The sequence below is a fragment of the Lysinibacillus sp. JNUCC 51 genome, assembly GCF_015999525.1.
Lineage (GTDB): Bacteria > Bacillota > Bacilli > Bacillales_A > Planococcaceae > Lysinibacillus > Lysinibacillus xylanilyticus.
On sequence record NZ_CP065545.1, the window covers coordinates 2,396,115 to 2,417,018 of the forward strand.

General features: G+C 43.3%; 9 protein-coding genes, 5 rRNA genes and 1 other annotated feature. Of the genes, 2 read left to right on the forward strand and 12 right to left on the reverse strand.

Annotated features, from left to right (window positions below; genetic code table 11):
* Nucleotides 1-10 precede the first annotated feature (10 nt).
* The 3 genes from serS to pdxS all read right to left on the reverse strand — a co-directional run bounded on the left by serS (nt 11) and on the right by pdxS (nt 3,084).
* Nucleotides 11-1,291 (reverse strand): serine--tRNA ligase, encoded by a 1,281-nt coding sequence (serS, locus tag JNUCC51_RS11525; RefSeq protein ID WP_337992059.1) that lies wholly within the window; start codon nt 1,289-1,291, stop codon nt 11-13.
* Between the two features lie 70 nt (nt 1,292-1,361).
* Nucleotides 1,362-1,585 (reverse strand) — a binding site (T-box leader).
* Nucleotides 1,586-1,634: 49 nt separating this feature from the next.
* Complete coding sequence (pdxT, locus tag JNUCC51_RS11530; protein WP_337992060.1) at nt 1,635-2,198, reverse strand: pyridoxal 5'-phosphate synthase glutaminase subunit PdxT; 564 nt, start codon at nt 2,196-2,198, stop codon at nt 1,635-1,637.
* A gap of 1 nt (nt 2,199) precedes the next feature.
* Nucleotides 2,200-3,084 (reverse strand): pyridoxal 5'-phosphate synthase lyase subunit PdxS, encoded by an 885-nt coding sequence (gene pdxS / locus JNUCC51_RS11535; protein ID WP_337992061.1) that lies wholly within the window; start codon nt 3,082-3,084, stop codon nt 2,200-2,202.
* 105 nt (nt 3,085-3,189) lie between these two features.
* Here pdxS and pdxR point away from each other — a divergent pair, with 105 nt between their 5' ends.
* Nucleotides 3,190-4,614: a MocR-like pyridoxine biosynthesis transcription factor PdxR gene (pdxR, locus tag JNUCC51_RS11540; protein WP_337992062.1), complete on the forward strand. Its 1,425-nt coding sequence runs from the start codon at nt 3,190-3,192 to the stop codon at nt 4,612-4,614.
* Between the two features lie 135 nt (nt 4,615-4,749).
* Here the strand turns inward: pdxR and asnB are convergent, their stop codons facing one another.
* From asnB to JNUCC51_RS11575, 7 genes are all read right to left on the reverse strand, one after another.
* Nucleotides 4,750-6,588 (reverse strand): asparagine synthase (glutamine-hydrolyzing), encoded by a 1,839-nt coding sequence (gene asnB / locus JNUCC51_RS11545; RefSeq protein WP_337992063.1) that lies wholly within the window; start codon nt 6,586-6,588, stop codon nt 4,750-4,752.
* A gap of 167 nt (nt 6,589-6,755) precedes the next feature.
* A complete protein-coding gene (locus JNUCC51_RS11550) occupies nt 6,756-8,087 on the reverse strand; it encodes a D-alanyl-D-alanine carboxypeptidase family protein (protein WP_337992064.1) in 1,332 nt (443 codons plus the stop codon).
* Nucleotides 8,088-8,229: 142 nt separating this feature from the next.
* A complete protein-coding gene (gene guaB, locus JNUCC51_RS11555; protein WP_337992065.1) occupies nt 8,230-9,693 on the reverse strand; it encodes an IMP dehydrogenase in 1,464 nt (487 codons plus the stop codon).
* Between the two features lie 300 nt (nt 9,694-9,993).
* Nucleotides 9,994-10,109: ribosomal RNA gene (rrf, locus tag JNUCC51_RS11560) — 5S ribosomal RNA — on the reverse strand.
* Nucleotides 10,110-10,175: 66 nt separating this feature from the next.
* Nucleotides 10,176-13,103, reverse strand: a 23S ribosomal RNA gene (locus JNUCC51_RS11565).
* Between the two features lie 181 nt (nt 13,104-13,284).
* Nucleotides 13,285-14,837 (reverse strand): 16S ribosomal RNA (locus tag JNUCC51_RS11570).
* Together the 16S, 23S and 5S rRNA genes form the textbook arrangement of a ribosomal RNA operon.
* 312 nt (nt 14,838-15,149) lie before the next feature.
* Nucleotides 15,150-16,043, reverse strand: a complete 894-nt coding sequence (locus JNUCC51_RS11575) for a patatin-like phospholipase family protein (RefSeq protein WP_337992066.1) — start codon at nt 16,041-16,043, stop codon at nt 15,150-15,152.
* Nucleotides 16,044-16,902: 859 nt separating this feature from the next.
* Between JNUCC51_RS11575 and JNUCC51_RS11580 the strand changes: the two genes are divergently transcribed.
* The gene (locus tag JNUCC51_RS11580) at nt 16,903-17,091 is read left to right on the forward strand and encodes a hypothetical protein (protein ID WP_337992067.1); all 189 of its coding nucleotides are present in this window, start codon (nt 16,903-16,905) and stop codon (nt 17,089-17,091) included.
* Between the two features lie 656 nt (nt 17,092-17,747).
* Here JNUCC51_RS11580 and rrf (JNUCC51_RS11585) read toward each other — a convergent pair.
* Both rrf (JNUCC51_RS11585) and JNUCC51_RS11590 read right to left on the reverse strand, forming a co-directional pair.
* Nucleotides 17,748-17,863, reverse strand: a 5S ribosomal RNA gene (gene rrf / locus JNUCC51_RS11585).
* A 66-nt stretch (nt 17,864-17,929) separates the two neighbouring features.
* Nucleotides 17,930-20,857 (reverse strand): 23S ribosomal RNA (locus tag JNUCC51_RS11590).
* Between the last annotated feature and the right edge of the window lie 47 nt (nt 20,858-20,904).

The following is a 20,904-nucleotide window of genomic DNA, read 5'->3' on the forward strand; positions in this document are numbered from 1 at the left end:
TCGATCAATTTTATTTTGGAGCGATTACTTCTTTTCCGCCCATGTATGGTCTTAATACTTCTGGAATTACTACGCTTCCATCTTGTTGCTGATAGTTTTCTAAGATTGCTGCTACTGTACGGCCGATTGCAAGACCTGAGCCGTTTAATGTGTGTACATACTCTGGTTTAGCATTTGGCTCACGACGGAAGCGAATATTTGCTCGACGTGCTTGGAAATCTTCAAAGTTAGAGCATGAAGAGATTTCGCGGTACATATTTTGAGCTGGAATCCAAACCTCTAAATCGTACTTTTTCGCTGCTGTAAAGCCTAAATCAGCTGTACACATTTTTAGTTTGCGGTATGGTAGCCCTAATAATTGCAGTACTTTTTCTGCATGACCTGTTAATAGTTCTAGCTGTTCATAAGATTCTTCTGGTTTTACAAAGCGTACCAACTCTACTTTGTTGAATTGATGTTGGCGAATTAAACCACGTGTATCGCGACCCGCAGAACCCGCTTCTGAACGGAAGCAAGCGCTATATGCTGCAAAGCCCTGTGGTAATGCTTCAACTGGTAAAATTTCATCTCGATAGAAGTTCGTCACAGGTACTTCTGCTGTTGGAATCATGAAATAATCTGTGTCATCTAATTTAAAGACATCTTCTTCAAATTTAGGTAGTTGTCCTGTACCTGTTAAACTATCACGATTAACAATTACAGGTGGTAACATTTCTTCATAACCATGCTCTTCTGCATGTAAGTCCATCATAAACGTCATTAATGCACGTTCTAAACGAGCACCAAGGCCACGGTAGAATAAGAAACGACTACCAGTCACTTTTGCACCACGTTCAAAGTCAACAATTTTTAAATCTGTAGCGATATCCCAGTGTGCTTTGATGTCGAAATCAAATGTTGGAATCTCACCCCAAGTATATTCTTCTACATTATCGTCCTCTGTCGTGCCAACTGGTACAGATGCATGTGGAATGTTTGGTAAACGCATCATCATATCTTTAAAGCGCTCTTCTACATCATTTAATTGGACATCTAGCTCTTTAATTTCATCGCCAACCTGACGCATACGTGCAATAACTTCATCCGCATTTTCTTTATTACGCTTCATGATAGAAATTTGCTCAGATACTTTATTACGTTCAGCTTTAAGCTCTTCTGTTTTTGCAATTAATTCACGACGCTTTGCATCTAATTCTTCAAAATCGTCTAAGTTTCCTAAATCCTCATTACGTGTTAATAGCATTTCTTTAATTTCCGCGAAATTGTCGCGCACGCGTTTAATATCTAACATCGTCATACCTCCAGTAGATTCTTAATGATGGGAAAATATTTAGTAAAAACACAAAAAAGCCCTCATCCCCAAAAGGGACGAGAGCTACCCGCGTTGCCACCCTAATTGACTAGACACTTTATACTTTGTCTAATCCACTTATCTCATAACGGCATTTCAGCCGGCGACAGCCTACTTCATTAACTTCGACTGCGCAACTCCAGGACGGATTCACAAGTGCTTTTATCAGCTTCCACCACCCGCTGACTCTCTAAAAAAAACGTGCCTGCTACTACTTCCCATCATCGTGTTCAGTTATTTAAATTTTATCCATACTGTACTATATGAGGTGAGATTTTGCAAGTCATACCATAGAAGATACAAAATATTCAAGAATACGTGCGTCTGATGTTAATTCAGGATGGAAGGAACAGCCTAAGAAATGGCCGTCCCTCGCTAACACGATTTTCCCTTCATGCTCTGCTAATATTTTAACACCTTCACCTACGGAAACAATATGTGGCGCACGTATAAAGACAGCCGGAATGGCAGCACCTATTTCCGGTATGTCGAGCTTCACTTCGAAGCTGTCTACCTGACGTCCATAAGAATTCCGTGCAACTACCACATCCATTACAGCTAAATGTGATTCATAATCCACTAATTCCTTTGCTAATAAAATCAATCCTGCACATGTTCCAAACATCGGTAAATCTTGCTTTGCAAGTGTGCGGATTGGCTCCAATAGCTCATAGCGATTCAGCAATTTCCTCATCGTCGTGCTTTCTCCACCAGGCAAGACAAGTCCATCAAGATCCTCTAAATCAGCTCTTTGTTTTACTAAGACCGCTTCGCATCCGAGAGACTCTAACATTTGTACATGCTCTCGTACTGCTCCCTGTAATGCTAAAACACCGATTCGCTTCATCTTACCACCCTCGCTCTTGCATACGTTCATTTTGACTAAGCTGTGCAATATCAATGCCTTTCATCGGAACACCTAGCTCTTTGGAAATTTCAGCAATTAACTTGTAGTCCTTATAATGCGTAGTAGCCTCAACAATAGCACGAGCAAATTTCTCTGGGTTCTCCGATTTAAAAATACCAGAACCAACAAATACACCGTCTGCTCCAAGCTCCATCATTAATGCTGCATCAGCTGGCGTGGCAACTCCACCTGCCGCAAAATTCACTACTGGTAAACGACCAAGACGCTTAATTTCTCTTAATAATTCAAAAGGAGCACCAAGCAATTTAGCCTCTGTCATTATTTCATCCTCTGTCATACCAACTACCTTACGTACTTGCGCATTCACTTTACGAATATGGCGAACTGCCTCAACAATATTACCAGTCCCTGGTTCCCCTTTAGTTCGTAACATAGAAGCCCCCTCACCTATGCGTCGAGCAGCTTCACCTAAATCACGACACCCACAAACAAAGGGCACTTTGTAGTCACTTTTTAATAAATGATATTCTTCATCTGCTGGAGTTAATACTTCACTTTCATCAATATAATCGACACCCATCGCTTCTAGCACTCTTGCTTCTACAATATGTCCAATACGTGCTTTAGCCATTACAGGAATGGATACAGCCCCCATAACCTCCTCGACAATACGAGGATCAGCCATACGTGCAACACCACCTGCCTTGCGAATGTCTGAAGGTACTCGTTCTAATGCCATGACAGCTACAGCTCCTGCTGCCTCCGCAATTTTCGCCTGTTCTGCATTAATAACATCCATAATGACGCCACCCTTTTGCATTTCCGCCATCCCACGCTTAACTAATTCTGTACCTGTTTGATTCATGATTTCTAACCTCCACCTTTATGATGAAATTTAGTATAATTGAAATTGACCATATAAAAATATCCAGTTTATAAAATAATCATAAGGTCAGGAGAATTAATGCACATGGACATGCTATTATTTCAACTAGAAAAAAATGGTGAAAAGCCGCTCTATGATCAGCTTTATAGCGGAATTAAAGAAGCTATTATTACAAAGAAAATAGCAGTAGGAGAAAAATTACCATCAAAAAGAAAATTATCCGATTTTTTGAATATTTCTCAAACAACTATTGAAATTGCATATGCACAGCTACTTGCTGAAGGCTATATTATGTCTAAATCTCGTATCGGTTATTTTGTAGAGGAGATTGACGAGCTTCCGTATATTCAGCAGGACATAGTAACTTCCTTAAACGAACAACCTAAGAAAAAATCGTACAAGATAGATTTTAACCCTGGTTCTATCGATATTGATGCCTTTCCTTTTCAAACATGGCGGAAATACGCAAAAGAGCTCTTTGATGATGCCTCAAAGGAATTATTACTAACAGGTGAGCCTCAGGGAGAACTATCTTTACGAACAGAGATTGCTAATTATTTATTTCAATCACGCGGGGTTGTTTGTAGTCCCGAGCAAATTGTCATCGGTTCAGGAACAGAACAACTTCTACCAATGATTTTGCGCCTCTTTAGTGACGATACTTGCTTTGCGCTTGAAAACCCAGGATATCCAGCTGTGCATCGTATGTTTTCCCAGCATAAACGAAAAGTTTATCCAATTGCAGTCGATGATGAAGGAATTGTCATTCATGAGCTCGAAAAAACTAGCGCTGATGTTGTTTATATCACGCCATCACACCAATTCCCTACAGGAGCAGTTTTATCGGCTACAAGACGTGCACAGGCTTTAAATTGGGCAGCACAAAGTCCCTCTCGATACATTATTGAAGATGATTACGATTCCGAATTTCGTTATACTGGAAAACCAATTCCTGCACTTCACGCATTAGATCGAAATGATAAAGTAATTTATATGAGTACATTTACAAAATCATTAATGCCGTCCTTGCGCGTTGCTTATTTTGTACTTCCTCCAAAACTACTTGCTACTTATAATGATGTATTTAATTACTATTCATCAACAGTACCTCGTTTCGATCAACATATCGTAGCTAATTTTATGCGTGACGGCCATTTTGCAAAGCATTTAAATCGAATGAGGAAGATTTATCGAAAAAAGCATGAAAAACTTACTTCTATTTTAGAAAACTATTCTAATCAAATTAATATCACTGGTGAGCAAGCAGGAATGCATATTTTACTCGATGTACAACATTCTTTGTCTGAAAAGCAATTACAACACCTTGCTTCCAATGCGGAAATCAGAATCTATCCACTATCTGATTATCGCCTGGATCACTCAGCGCCCTCACAAGCTCAATTTTTACTAGGTTTTGGAGGCATACCTGTACATGAAATTGAACCTTCTATCGAAAAGCTAATGAACTGTTGGGATATACAGAAAAAACACCAATCAACCTCACGTTAAAAGGTTGATTGGTGTTTCTTGTTTCTTTTATCTCATTCAGCAAAATGTTTTTGTGTCGATAGCGAAGCGACAGCAACAAAGGTTTCTGTGCGATAGCGAAGCGACAGCAACAATTACGCCAAGGCGAAATTGATATTATGATTCAATCAGCTGGATATTATAAAGATCAAACCATGTATGAATTTGACCCAAATAAGCTAAAAGCTGTGGACCTGCCATTAATTGTCCATACCAAGGAACTTTGAAAGAACTGCCACCCGATTCAACTAGCTCTATTAGCTTCTGGCGTTCAAATAATTCATGAAGAATTGAATTTTTGTCCTCCATTATTTCTCTTAGCCATTTTTGAACGCCTGCTGTATAAACTGGATGATAAGTTTTAGGATACGGATTCTTTTTCCGATATAATACTTCATCTGGCAATAAATGTTGCATGGCCTTACGAAGTAAACCCTTTTCCATACCGTCTAAATTTTTCATTTCCCAAGGAATATTCCACGTGTATTCCACAAGACGATGATCTGCAAATGGAACACGGACTTCAAGACTCGCCCCCATGCTCATACGGTCTTTTCGTTCCAGCAATGTTTGCATAAACCATACCATGTTCAAATAAAACATTTCACGCTGCCTTACTTCTTCAATACTCTCTCCTTCAAGATATGGTACTTCAGCAATTGTTTGTGAATAAGCCTGTTGTGCATATGATTCAACTTTTAATTTCTTACGCCATCGCTCTTGTAACATTGTTGATCTTTCAGACAATGAACGAATCCATGGAAAACCTGTAGTCGTTTCTGTAAACCATGGATAACCACCGAAAATTTCATCCGCACATTCACCTGATAGCGCAACGGTAAAATCCTTTTTAATTTCTCGGCAAAACCATAATAACGATGAATCTACATCTGCCATCCCTGGTGAATCTCTAACGATGACAGATTCTATTAAGAAATCGATCAATTGCTGTTGGGAAATTTCCTCCGCTTGGTGAGTTGTACTAAAGGTATCTGTCATTTTTTGAATCCAATACGTATCTGTTGATGTTTGAAAAGCATGTGGATTAAAAAAACGTTCATTATCCTCGTAGTCTATAGAGTACGTATGGAGTTTGCCTTTATTTTGTTGCTGAAACATGTTTGCAGCAATGCCCGTAATAATGCTGGAATCTAATCCTCCTGAAAGAAATGTACAGATTGGTACATCTGAAACAAGCTGTCGTTCAATAGCATCCGTTAGTAAAAAACGGACATGATCAATCGTCTCTTCTAATGACTCCTCATGATGTTTACTCTGTAACTGCCAATACTGCCAAACTCGTATACCCTCTCTAGAGAAACGCATTGCGTATCCTGGACGTAGCTCACTAATATTCTGAAAAGGTGACTTTCCGGGCGTTCTAGACGGTCCTACAGCCATAATATTTGCAAGTCCTTCGGTATTAACGGTTGGTTTAATCAATGGATGAGCTAACAATGCTTTCACTTCAGATGCAAAAAGTAAGCCGTCTTGTTGTTCTGTGTAAAATAAAGGCTTTACACCTAGCCGGTCTCGGCATAAAAACAGAGACTGTGATTGTTCATCCCATATACCAAAAGCGAAAATTCCATTTAAAAATTCAACACACTGCTCTTTCCATTCAATATAAGCAGTTAATAATACTTCCGTATCTGAATGTGTTGTAAAAATATGCCCTCGATTTTGCAGCTCTTTCCTTAATTCTTCTGTATTATAAAGCTCGCCATTATATGTAATGACATAGTTTGCACCATCATGTTCTTTCTTCATCGGTTGCTTCCCACCGATTAAATCTATGACGGCTAGCCGACGATGGCCAAATGCAATATGCTCACTACACCAAATATTTTCATCATCTGGCCCTCGTTTATTTAACGTTTGCGTCATTAACTTTAGAATTCCATTAGTTGTTCTTAAATCCTTTCGAAAGCTAGCCCATCCTGTAATGCCACACATTTAGCCACATCCTTTCGCCTAATAGCGTATGCAGTAAGGCGGAAAAATGTGAAAAAGAACACGAGATGTTTTAAAACATCTACGTGTCCTTTTGGCTTAAATTATTAATCAATTATGCCTCGGCATAATTGCGTCCGGAATCGGCTTTAACTTCTTTCGTGAAAGAATTAAAATAAGCCACCAACAAAGTCAGTAATGCCGCTCCATAAGTTTCCGAAGAAGCTACCAACACCTTGGAAGAATAATGAGATACCGCTAGCGCGCTCCACAGCCTCTGTTGTAACAACGTCGGCTTTAAGGTCCTTACCGTCAATAAAACCGTAATCTGTGCCCTCTGAGCGTTCAAGAACTAACTTCCCGACAACTGTATCCTTCTTAACCTCTGCTTCAAGACTCTTTTTATCTAAAACTAGTTTAGGTTTATATAAATCTTTCTCAGATGACTTGACCATAATTGAAACTGGTTCTTTAACAGCAATCGCTACTTTGTTTTCTTTACCTTTCGTAACTTTTACTGATTCTTGACCTTTAATCGTATAGTTTGCTGGAATAATTTCTTGTTTCGAGAATTGTGAGAAACCATAGTTAAGCAATTTAGCTGTTTCATCGAAGCGTGCTTTTCTTGAGCCCTCTCCCTTTGTATCTACAGCCTTCATAACAACAGAAATTAAACGTGTACCATTGCGCTCTGCTGTACCTGTAAAGCAATGTCCAGCAAAGTCTGTTGTACCTGTTTTTAATCCGTCAACGCCTTCATATTGGAACACCAATCCTGGCAACATAAAGTTCCAGTTCTCCATTTTAATGGCATCTTCTGTACCTTCACGGAACGTCTTTTTTGCAATTTTAGAAGTTTTTAATACGTCTGGATGATCTTTTAGTAAATGATATGCTAATTTAGCTACAGATTTTGCAGGCATTACGTTTTCATCACTTGGTCCAGTACCAGCTGGCTGCATACCAAACAGATCTGCATTGTTAAGACCAGTAGAATTCACGAATTTATAATCTTTAAGACCAAGCTCTTCTGCTTTTTTATTCATTAGTTTAATAAACTCAGTTTCAGAACCAGCAACTGTTTCTGCAATAGCTACTGTTGCAGCATTTGCAGAGTAAATTGCCATCGCCTCATATAATTCACGAATTGTGTATGATCCATCTCTACGCAATGGTACATTACTTAACGCACGGTTTTGGGATAATTTATACGTATAATCAGTTACGTGATATTCCTGATCCCATTTAACTGTACCTGCATCAATTGCATCTAATAACAGATATTCAGTCATCATTTTTGTCATACTCGCGATACCTAGTGCAGTATCAGCATTTTGTTCATATAAAATTTTTCCTGAATCTGCGTCAATTAAAATTGCAGCATCCACATGTAGTCCTAAATCTGTTTCTGCATTTGCCTTCGCTGGAATACCTGCTAAAACACTAAATAACAAAACAGGAATTAGGAGTAAGCGAATGACAGTGTTCATTGTCTTTTTCACCTTTAAAGCCCTCCAAAAAAATAATCTAGTCCTCGACATTTTATCATATATAGTCACGTCCGTGCGCAATCTCTAGTATAAAAAAATGCTCTCGTGTCATCTTTGTAGACGATTCGAGAGCATAAAAGTTGCTAGTAATATATTACATCGAATAGTTTGGTGATTCTTTTGTGATTTGTACATCATGTGGATGTGATTCACGTAGACCTGCACCTGTCATACGAACAAATTGAGCATTTTCACGTAAGAACTCAAGGTTTGCTGAACCGCAGTAACCCATACCTGCACGAACACCACCGATTAGTTGATAAATTGTATCTGCTAGTGGTCCTTTGTATGGAAGACGACCTTCAATACCCTCAGGTACTAATTTTTTTGCATCCTCTTGGAAGTAACGATCTTTTGAACCTTTTTCCATAGCTCCAATTGAACCCATACCACGGTAAACCTTGAAGCGACGACCTTGGAAGATTTCAGTTTCACCAGGAGATTCAGAAGTACCTGCAAGAAGTGAACCAAGCATTACAACGTTACCACCAGCTGCTAGAGCTTTAACGATGTCTCCTGAGTATTTAATGCCTCCATCAGCAATTATTGCTTTACCAAGCTCACGAGCTACTGTTGCACAATCGTAAACAGCTGTAATTTGTGGTACACCTACACCTGCTACGACACGAGTAGTACAAATAGATCCTGGGCCAATACCAACTTTCACTACATCTGCTCCAGCTTCAAATAATGCGCGGGCACCTTCAGCAGTTGCCACGTTACCAGCGATAATTTCAAGCTCTGGATAAGATTCACGGATAGAGCGAATTGTTTGTAATACACCTTCAGAATGACCGTGAGCTGTATCGATTACTACGATGTCTACTTGTGCTTCAACAAGCTTTTCAATACGTATCATCGTATCTTTTGAAACACCAACTGCTGCCCCTACTAATAAACGGCCATGGACGTCTTTTGCAGCGTTAGGAAACTCAATTACCTTCTCAATATCCTTAATTGTAATTAATCCAGTTAGTTTACCTTCTTCATCTACAATTGGTAACTTTTCGATTTTATATTGTTGAAGAATCTTTTCAGCATCCTCTAGAGTCGTTCCAACAGGAGCTGTAATTAAATCTTCTTTTGTCATTACATCTTCAATTTTTAAAGAATAGTCAGAAATGAAACGTAAGTCGCGGTTTGTAATGATCCCTACTAATTTTTGGTTTTCCATGCTATCAACAATTGGTACACCAGAAATTCTGTATTTGCCCATTAAATGCTCAGCATCGAAAACTTGGTGAGTCGGAGTTAAGAAGAATGGGTTTGTAATAACACCATTTTCAGAACGTTTTACTTTTTCTACTTGCTCAGCTTGCTCATCGATCGACATGTTCTTATGGATAATACCGATACCGCCTTGACGTGCCATAGCAATTGCCATTTTAGATTCTGTAACTGTATCCATGCCTGCGCTGACCATTGGAATATTTAATTTAATCTTCGGTGTTAGTTGAACTGATAAATCAACATCTTTCGGTAATACTTCTGAGTGCGCTGGTACTAATAATACATCATCAAAAGTTAGACCTTCTTTGGCAAATTTAGTTTCCCACATTTTCGTAACGTCCTCCTATAGTTAAAAGAATATTAATTGTAAGATTAACAACGTGCTAAGCTACTGTCAAGAAACTTATAAAAGAAAGACAATTCAGATTTTTCAGGATGACAACACTGATAGTCTTTTCGCTCTTTTTTACACTAAGAAAAATATAGCCTTTTTTTTAATTTCTTCTACATTTAATATAAATGTTAGTTAAGCTCTGTCTTATTTTAAGCAAGTTTTGTTGAATTATTGATTAATTATTAAGGTTTTTCATAAAAAAAAACAGCCAGCACTCAGCTGACTGTTTACATTGCCTAGCGACGTCCTACTCTCACAGGGGGAAGCCCCCAACTACCATCGGCGCTAAAGAGCTTAACTTCCGTGTTCGGTATGGGAACGGGTGTGACCTCTTTGCCATCATCACTAGACTTATTTAATTGAAAGAATTATTCTTTCAAAACTGGATAAACGGTGCATTGATTGTTTCAAACGTTTTGGTTAAGTCCTCGATCGATTAGTATTCGTCAGCTCCATGTGTCACCACACTTCCACCTCGAACCTATCTACCTCATCGTCTTTGAGGGATCTTACTTACTTGCGTAATGGGAAATCTCATCTTGAGGGGGGCTTCATGCTTAGATGCTTTCAGCACTTATCCCGTCCACACATAGCTACCCAGCGATGCCTTTGGCAAGACAACTGGTACACCAGCGGTGTGTCCATCCCGGTCCTCTCGTACTAAGGACAGCTCCTCTCAAATTTCCTACGCCCACGACGGATAGGGACCGAACTGTCTCACGACGTTCTGAACCCAGCTCGCGTACCGCTTTAATGGGCGAACAGCCCAACCCTTGGGACCGACTACAGCCCCAGGATGCGATGAGCCGACATCGAGGTGCCAAACCTCCCCGTCGATGTGGACTCTTGGGGGAGATAAGCCTGTTATCCCCGGGGTAGCTTTTATCCGTTGAGCGATGGCCCTTCCATGCGGAACCACCGGATCACTAAGCCCGTCTTTCGACCCTGCTCGACTTGTAGGTCTCGCAGTCAAGCTCCCTTGTGCCTTTACACTCTACGAATGATTTCCAACCATTCTGAGGGAACCTTTGGGCGCCTCCGTTACCTTTTAGGAGGCGACCGCCCCAGTCAAACTGTCCGCCTGACACTGTCTCCTGCCCCGCTAAGGGGCATGGGTTAGAATTTCAATACAACCAGGGTAGTATCCCACCGACGCCTCCTTCGAAGCTGGCGCTCCGAGATCTCTGGCTCCTACCTATCCTGTACAAGTTGTACCAAAATTCAATATCAGGCTACAGTAAAGCTCCACGGGGTCTTTCCGTCCTGTCGCGGGTAACCTGCATCTTCACAGGTACTATAATTTCACCGAGTCTCTCGTTGAGACAGTGCCCAGATCGTTACGCCTTTCGTGCGGGTCGGAACTTACCCGACAAGGAATTTCGCTACCTTAGGACCGTTATAGTTACGGCCGCCGTTTACTGGGGCTTCAATTCGCAGCTTCGCTTGCGCTAACCACTCCTCTTAACCTTCCAGCACCGGGCAGGCGTCAGCCCCTATACGTCACCTTACGGTTTTGCAGAGACCTGTGTTTTTGCTAAACAGTCGCCTGGGCCTATTCACTGCGGCTCTCATGCGCTTGCACGCTCAAGAGCACCCCTTCTCCCGAAGTTACGGGGTCATTTTGCCGAGTTCCTTAACGAGAGTTCTCTCGCACACCTTAGGATTCTCTCCTCGACTACCTGTGTCGGTTTGCGGTACGGGCACCTCTCACCTCGATAGAGGCTTTTCTTGGCAGTGTGAAATCAGGAACTTCGTCCATACGGACTCGCCATCACAGCTCAACGTTACAGTGTGCGGATTTGCCTACACACACGCCTTACTGCTTGGACGCGCATATCCAACAGCGCGCTTACCCTATCCTACTGCGTCCCCCCATTTCTCAAACGGTGAGGAGGTGGTACAGGAATATCAACCTGTTGTCCATCGCCTACGCCTATCGGCCTCGGCTTAGGTCCCGACTAACCCTGAGCGGACGAGCCTTCCTCAGGAAACCTTAGTCATACGGTGGACGGGATTCTCACCCGTCTTTCGCTACTCATACCGGCATTCTCACTTCTAAGCGCTCCACCAGTCCTTCCGATCTGACTTCAACGCACTTAGAACGCTCTCCTACCACTGACATCGTAGATGTCAATCCACAGCTTCGGTGAATCGTTTAGCCCCGATACATTTTCGGCGCAGCGTCACTCGACCAGTGAGCTATTACGCACTCTTTAAATGATGGCTGCTTCTAAGCCAACATCCTGGTTGTCTGTGCAACGCCACATCCTTTTCCACTTAACGATTACTTTGGGACCTTAGCTGGTGGTCTGGGCTGTTTCCCTTTTGACTACGGATCTTATCACTCGCAGTCTGACTCCCGTGTATAAATATCTGGCATTCGGAGTTTGTCTGAATTCGGTAAACCGGGATGGCCCCCTAGTCCAAACAGTGCTCTACCTCCAGTATTCTCATCACGAGGCTAGCCCTAAAGCTATTTCGGAGAGAACCAGCTATCTCCAAGTTCGATTGGAATTTCTCCGCTACCCACACCTCATCCCCGCACTTTTCAACGTGCGTGGGTTCGGGCCTCCAGTAAGTGTTACCTCACCTTCACCCTGGACATGGGTAGATCACCTGGTTTCGGGTCTACGACCACGTACTATTTCGCCCTATTCAGACTCGCTTTCGCTGCGGCTCCGCCTTCTAAAGCTTAACCTCGCACGTAATCGTAACTCGCCGGTTCATTCTACAAAAGGCACGCTATCACCCATTAACGGGCTCTAACTACTTGTAGGCACACGGTTTCAGGATCTCTTTCACTCCCCTCCCGGGGTGCTTTTCACCTTTCCCTCACGGTACTGGTTCACTATCGGTCACTAGGTAGTATTTAGCCTTGGGAGATGGTCCTCCCGGATTCCAACGGAATTTCACGTGTTCCGCCGTACTCAGGATCCACTCAGGAGAGAACGAACTTTCGACTACAGGGCTTTTACCTGCTCTGGCGGACCTTTCCAAGTCGCTTCATCTAACTCGCTCTTTTGTAACTCCGTATAGAGTGTCCTACAACCCCAAGAGGCAAGCCTCTTGGTTTGGGCTCTTCCCGTTTCGCTCGCCGCTACTCAGGGAATCGATTTTTCTTTCTCTTCCTCCAGGTACTTAGATGTTTCAGTTCCCTGGGTCTGCCTTCAAGACGCTATGTATTCACGTCAAGATACTACGCGATTAAACGTAGTGGGTTCCCCCATTCGGAAATCTCCGGATCAAAGCTCACTTACAGCTCCCCGAAGCATATCGGTGTTAGTGCCGTCCTTCATCGGCTCCTAGTGCCAAGGCATTCGCCGTGCGCCCTTAATAACTTAACCAAGTTATTAAGCCTATAAAAAAACTTAAAAAATAAATGTGTTTGTTACAATTTCAATGTCGTTTTATCCAGTTTTCAAAGAACAAGTTTTGAAGTATTTCATTCGTAAGAATGAACCTTCAAAACTGAACGCAAAACGTAATCTTACAAACCCTAGGTTTGTATTCCGAAAATATCCTTAGAAAGGAGGTGATCCAGCCGCACCTTCCGATACGGCTACCTTGTTACGACTTCACCCCAATCATCTATCCCACCTTCGGCGGCTGGCTCCAAAAGGTTACCCCACCGACTTCGGGTGTTACAAACTCTCGTGGTGTGACGGGCGGTGTGTACAAGGCCCGGGAACGTATTCACCGCGGCATGCTGATCCGCGATTACTAGCGATTCCGGCTTCATGTAGGCGAGTTGCAGCCTACAATCCGAACTGAGAACGACTTTATCGGATTAGCTCCCTCTCGCGAGTTGGCAACCGTTTGTATCGTCCATTGTAGCACGTGTGTAGCCCAGGTCATAAGGGGCATGATGATTTGACGTCATCCCCACCTTCCTCCGGTTTGTCACCGGCAGTCACCTTAGAGTGCCCAACTAAATGATGGCAACTAAGATCAAGGGTTGCGCTCGTTGCGGGACTTAACCCAACATCTCACGACACGAGCTGACGACAACCATGCACCACCTGTCACCGTTGTCCCCGAAGGGAAAACCATATCTCTACAGTGGTCAACGGGATGTCAAGACCTGGTAAGGTTCTTCGCGTTGCTTCGAATTAAACCACATGCTCCACCGCTTGTGCGGGCCCCCGTCAATTCCTTTGAGTTTCAGTCTTGCGACCGTACTCCCCAGGCGGAGTGCTTAATGCGTTAGCTGCAGCACTAAGGGGCGGAAACCCCCTAACACTTAGCACTCATCGTTTACGGCGTGGACTACCAGGGTATCTAATCCTGTTTGCTCCCCACGCTTTCGCGCCTCAGCGTCAGTTACAGACCAGAAAGTCGCCTTCGCCACTGGTGTTCCTCCAAATCTCTACGCATTTCACCGCTACACTTGGAATTCCACTTTCCTCTTCTGCACTCAAGTCCCCCAGTTTCCAATGACCCTCCACGGTTGAGCCGTGGGCTTTCACATCAGACTTAAAGGACCGCCTGCGCGCGCTTTACGCCCAATAATTCCGGACAACGCTTGCCACCTACGTATTACCGCGGCTGCTGGCACGTAGTTAGCCGTGGCTTTCTAATAAGGTACCGTCAAGGTACAGCCAGTTACTACTGTACTTGTTCTTCCCTTACAACAGAGTTTTACGATCCGAAAACCTTCTTCACTCACGCGGCGTTGCTCCATCAGGCTTTCGCCCATTGTGGAAGATTCCCTACTGCTGCCTCCCGTAGGAGTCTGGGCCGTGTCTCAGTCCCAGTGTGGCCGATCACCCTCTCAGGTCGGCTACGCATCGTCGCCTTGGTGAGCCGTTACCTCACCAACTAGCTAATGCGCCGCGGGCCCATCTTATAGCGACAGCGAGATGCCGTCTTTCAGTATTTCACCATGAAGTAAAATAGATTATTCGGTATTAGCCCCGGTTTCCCGGAGTTATCCCAAACTATAAGGTAGGTTGCCCACGTGTTACTCACCCGTCCGCCGCTAACGTCAAAGGAGCAAGCTCCTTCTCTGTTCGCTCGACTTGCATGTATTAGGCACGCCGCCAGCGTTCGTCCTGAGCCAGGATCAAACTCTCCATAAAAAGAAATTTGATTAGCTCAAATTGTTTTGCTGGCATCATGTTTGATGTCCAAAATTTTGTTTCGTTCACTAACTCAAGGTTAGCTACTAAAAACTTTATTGATTACGTTTTGCTTGTTCAGTTTTCAAGGTTCATTTGCAATTGTTATCTCTTTGTTAAGAGCTAACTTTTATATAATAACATGTTTCATACAGAATGTCAAACAGTTATTTTATTTTCATATTGTTCTAGCTGTATGTTCAACAGCAACTTTTATATAATACCACCTACTTTATAGAACGTCAATAGTTTTATTCTTTTTTTTATAAGATTTCATAACCTAAACCTTGGCCATGATTTTAAAAATTGAATAGTACGGTTTCTTCCTATTTCTAAAAGCGTTTCTTTAGTCTCTTCATCTAAATCAAATTGTGTGGCGCTATAATCATCAACAGGAATAAAAATAATATCTCGTTCATGCCGTCTTGAAATATATCTTTCATCATGAGCATCTTTCATAGTAGAAAATAAGGCTTCAAATAAATTTAATCCGTTTTTAATTTCATGTGGGTGTTGTTCTTCTCTACGTCTACTCAATTTAAGGCCTATAATCGGTCGCACTTTGCGTCCCTCTCTATCATCAAATACCCATAACGGAAAATTACTCAATACGCCGCCGTCTACAATAACTGAATCCCCTTTCCCTGTTTTTAATGTAACAGGTTCAAAGAAAAAAGGTATACCACAACTCATACGTAAAGCACTTGCTACAGAAAAATTCCTCGCTTCGATATGATATTTTTGTAAATCATCTGGTAAAACTATCATTCTGCCATTTGTTAAATCTGAAGCCACTAATTTTAATGAATCTTTAGGTAAATCTCCGAATGTATAAACGCCTTTTGCAGCCAACTTCTGAAAAAACCATTTTTCTAATGCTTTTCCTTTATATAAACCTAAATGGTGATAAACATTAACCCACTTCATGAATGGGAAAGGTAATATTGTTTTCCTTGGATCTAGTAATAAAGGTACATCCAACTCTTCCAACATAGTTTGGATTTCTTTTCCGCTATATCCTGCAGCAATAAAAGCAGCTAATATTGCCCCAGCGCTCGTTCCAGCTACCCGTTTAAAGCGAAAATTTTCAGCTTCTAGTACTTGATACGCCCCAACTAGCGCAAACCCCTTCAAACCACCACCAGAAAAAACACCATCAATCCACAAAATTCCCTCTCCTTTTTCAAATAATCTTTATATTATAAGGACTAGTAACAACAATTAGAACTAAAAATACAGGTTTATGTCGAATTTCTACAGCTCTTTGAATACCATCTATTAAATAAAAAGGGATTAAGCACTGTTATACAGAGCCTAATCCTTTTTTATTTCTGAGAGCTTTGAATGGTTTGAAGGGGCTCGACAAGAACTTACCGATGATCCAGATGTAACAGTTCCTTTATGGGTGTAGGGGTAGTCCTTCACCTTTTTAGTTTATTTACAGTAAAATGTCGTTATATAGCCGTTTTGTAGAGGGGTCAAGATATGGCTCTTTAAATAGATGAGTGCGAAGCCTTTTTTAACATTTAATTTTATAAAAAAACAAAATCAATCTTAAGGGGTCACTACCTAGTCAGTTGATCTTGTTTTTAATTGCATAAAAATATTCACCAAAATAACTAACAATGGGTGCAATATAAATGCTATGGCTATTTGAGAATGTGAAGCATTAAAATATTACGCATCCGTATCTAGAAGATAGATGTTCAGCACCGTAAATAGCGTTAATATAGCTATTACAGTGTAACGAATGACATTTAGAGAGCCACAAAATTAAAACAATGTAGAAATAAATATGTGTACGGGTAAAGTAATGGCTTCATCTATTGCATATGAAACAGGTATATCAGAAGTAATCACTAACCGATAAGCGTAAGCCCCAGTAAAACAAACGTGTAAAAAAAGAGTAATAGATTAGAAATTAATTTTTTTCATTTTTTAACCTTTTTTAATTTAGGTTGTTACTTTGGGTGCAATACTCCCTTTACAGAATGTAAGACAATAAAACATTAAGAAGAGATGCAATATGGAATTCGTAACAACAAAAGTAGAAGGGTGTTTACTATCAGTTGAATACGTAGACGGAATTGTACGTATTCAAAACAAAACAGCTTTAAACAACTTGTTAAAAGACCTGTCTCATTGGACTACACCCTTCTCATCTCTTTACGTAAGTCTTCTGTCGGTTAACAATCGAGTAGGAGGGAGCGATTAACTCCCGTCCTCTCACACCACCGTACTTACGGATTCGTATACGGCGGTTCTATGTAGTCTGACGAACAGCGATTTTGTATCTCCCTATTCGTTGTGCTTTTGGGTCTCTCCTTGCCACTTGTATTCTCAGCCCTCTTAATGTCTCCCATGGGATTCACCATTTCTTCCACTAAATAAGTCCATCTTTGGATTGTCTGCTTCATCGAATAAGTGAAATTTGAGTTTATTCCACACTCCTTCATGGTTCGGTCCTTCCCATGTTAACGGTACTATGACCTCTGCTGACTTCTGATGGTTCAGCTACTTGTCATCAAGCAGGTTATGAAGGGTACTTCACGTTTCCATCAGACCTCCCCGGGTAAGCGTATGCACTTTCACACCATCTATCCGCCTCATTTACTCGATATGACCTTCGACAGAAAGGATTTTGTGTTGTTATGCAAACTCATCCAATCATACCTAGCCTACTATGAGGTTCGTGTTCCTCGGACCGGTGTTTTGCCTCCAGCTTCCTTCAGATTCCGCGTCGCCACGGACACCCTTGCTCTTGGCTAACCTCTACTTCTGTCTTCAGGGTTCGGGACTTGCACCCTATAGTTCATACGCATGCCGGGCGCACATAAAAAAACAGCCAGCACTCAGCTGACTGTTTACATTGCCTAGCGACGTCCTACTCTCACAGGGGGAAGCCCCCAACTACCATCGGCGCTAAAGAGCTTAACTTCCGTGTTCGGTATGGGAACGGGTGTGACCTCTTTGCCATCATCACTAGACTTATTTAATTGAAAGAATTATTCTTTCAAAACTGGATAAACGGTGCATTGATTGTTTCAAACGTTTTGGTTAAGTCCTCGATCGATTAGTATTCGTCAGCTCCATGTGTCACCACACTTCCACCTCGAACCTATCTACCTCATCGTCTTTGAGGGATCTTACTTACTTGCGTAATGGGAAATCTCATCTTGAGGGGGGCTTCATGCTTAGATGCTTTCAGCACTTATCCCGTCCACACATAGCTACCCAGCGATGCCTTTGGCAAGACAACTGGTACACCAGCGGTGTGTCCATCCCGGTCCTCTCGTACTAAGGACAGCTCCTCTCAAATTTCCTACGCCCACGACGGATAGGGACCGAACTGTCTCACGACGTTCTGAACCCAGCTCGCGTACCGCTTTAATGGGCGAACAGCCCAACCCTTGGGACCGACTACAGCCCCAGGATGCGATGAGCCGACATCGAGGTGCCAAACCTCCCCGTCGATGTGGACTCTTGGGGGAGATAAGCCTGTTATCCCCGGGGTAGCTTTTATCCGTTGAGCGATGGCCCTTCCATGCGGAACCACCGGATCACTAAGCCCGTCTTTCGACCCTGCTCGACTTGTAGGTCTCGCAGTCAAGCTCCCTTGTGCCTTTACACTCTACGAATGATTTCCAACCATTCTGAGGGAACCTTTGGGCGCCTCCGTTACCTTTTAGGAGGCGACCGCCCCAGTCAAACTGTCCGCCTGACACTGTCTCCTGCCCCGCTAAGGGGCATGGGTTAGAATTTCAATACAACCAGGGTAGTATCCCACCGACGCCTCCTTCGAAGCTGGCGCTCCGAGATCTCTGGCTCCTACCTATCCTGTACAAGTTGTACCAAAATTCAATATCAGGCTACAGTAAAGCTCCACGGGGTCTTTCCGTCCTGTCGCGGGTAACCTGCATCTTCACAGGTACTATAATTTCACCGAGTCTCTCGTTGAGACAGTGCCCAGATCGTTACGCCTTTCGTGCGGGTCGGAACTTACCCGACAAGGAATTTCGCTACCTTAGGACCGTTATAGTTACGGCCGCCGTTTACTGGGGCTTCAATTCGCAGCTTCGCTTGCGCTAACCACTCCTCTTAACCTTCCAGCACCGGGCAGGCGTCAGCCCCTATACGTCACCTTACGGTTTTGCAGAGACCTGTGTTTTTGCTAAACAGTCGCCTGGGCCTATTCACTGCGGCTCTCATGCGCTTGCACGCTCAAGAGCACCCCTTCTCCCGAAGTTACGGGGTCATTTTGCCGAGTTCCTTAACGAGAGTTCTCTCGCACACCTTAGGATTCTCTCCTCGACTACCTGTGTCGGTTTGCGGTACGGGCACCTCTCACCTCGATAGAGGCTTTTCTTGGCAGTGTGAAATCAGGAACTTCGTCCATACGGACTCGCCATCACAGCTCAACGTTACAGTGTGCGGATTTGCCTACACACACGCCTTACTGCTTGGACGCGCATATCCAACAGCGCGCTTACCCTATCCTACTGCGTCCCCCCATTTCTCAAACGGTGAGGAGGTGGTACAGGAATATCAACCTGTTGTCCATCGCCTACGCCTATCGGCCTCGGCTTAGGTCCCGACTAACCCTGAGCGGACGAGCCTTCCTCAGGAAACCTTAGTCATACGGTGGACGGGATTCTCACCCGTCTTTCGCTACTCATACCGGCATTCTCACTTCTAAGCGCTCCACCAGTCCTTCCGATCTGACTTCAACGCACTTAGAACGCTCTCCTACCACTGACATCGTAGATGTCAATCCACAGCTTCGGTGAATCGTTTAGCCCCGATACATTTTCGGCGCAGCGTCACTCGACCAGTGAGCTATTACGCACTCTTTAAATGATGGCTGCTTCTAAGCCAACATCCTGGTTGTCTGTGCAACGCCACATCCTTTTCCACTTAACGATTACTTTGGGACCTTAGCTGGTGGTCTGGGCTGTTTCCCTTTTGACTACGGATCTTATCACTCGCAGTCTGACTCCCGTGTATAAATATCTGGCATTCGGAGTTTGTCTGAATTCGGTAAACCGGGATGGCCCCCTAGTCCAAACAGTGCTCTACCTCCAGTATTCTCATCACGAGGCTAGCCCTAAAGCTATTTCGGAGAGAACCAGCTATCTCCAAGTTCGATTGGAATTTCTCCGCTACCCACACCTCATCCCCGCACTTTTCAACGTGCGTGGGTTCGGGCCTCCAGTAAGTGTTACCTCACCTTCACCCTGGACATGGGTAGATCACCTGGTTTCGGGTCTACGACCACGTACTATTTCGCCCTATTCAGACTCGCTTTCGCTGCGGCTCCGCCTTCTAAAGCTTAACCTCGCACGTAATCGTAACTCGCCGGTTCATTCTACAAAAGGCACGCTATCACCCATTAACGGGCTCTAACTACTTGTAGGCACACGGTTTCAGGATCTCTTTCACTCCCCTCCCGGGGTGCTTTTCACCTTTCCCTCACGGTACTGGTTCACTATCGGTCACTAGGTAGTATTTAGCCTTGGGAGATGGTCCTCCCGGATTCCAACGGAATTTCACGTGTTCCGCCGTACTCAGGATCCACTCAGGAGAGAACGAACTTTCGACTACAGGGCTTTTACCTGCTCTGGCGGACCTTTCCAAGTCGCTTCATCTAACTCGCTCTTTTGTAACTCCGTATAGAGTGTCCTACAACCCCAAGAGGCAAGCCTCTTGGTTTGGGCTCTTCCCGTTTCGCTCGCCGCTACTCAGGGAATCGATTTTTCTTTCTCTTCCTCCAGGTACTTAGATGTTTCAGTTCCCTGGGTCTGCCTTCAAGACGCTATGTATTCACGTCAAGATACTACGCGATTAAACGTAGTGGGTTCCCCCATTCGGAAATCTCCGGATCAAAGCTCACTTACAGCTCCCCGAAGCATATCGGTGTTAGTGCCGTCCTTCATCGGCTCCTAGTGCCAAGGCATTCGCCGTGCGCCCTTAATAACTTAACCAAGTTATTAAGCCTATAAAAAAACTTAAAAAATAAATGTGTTTGTTA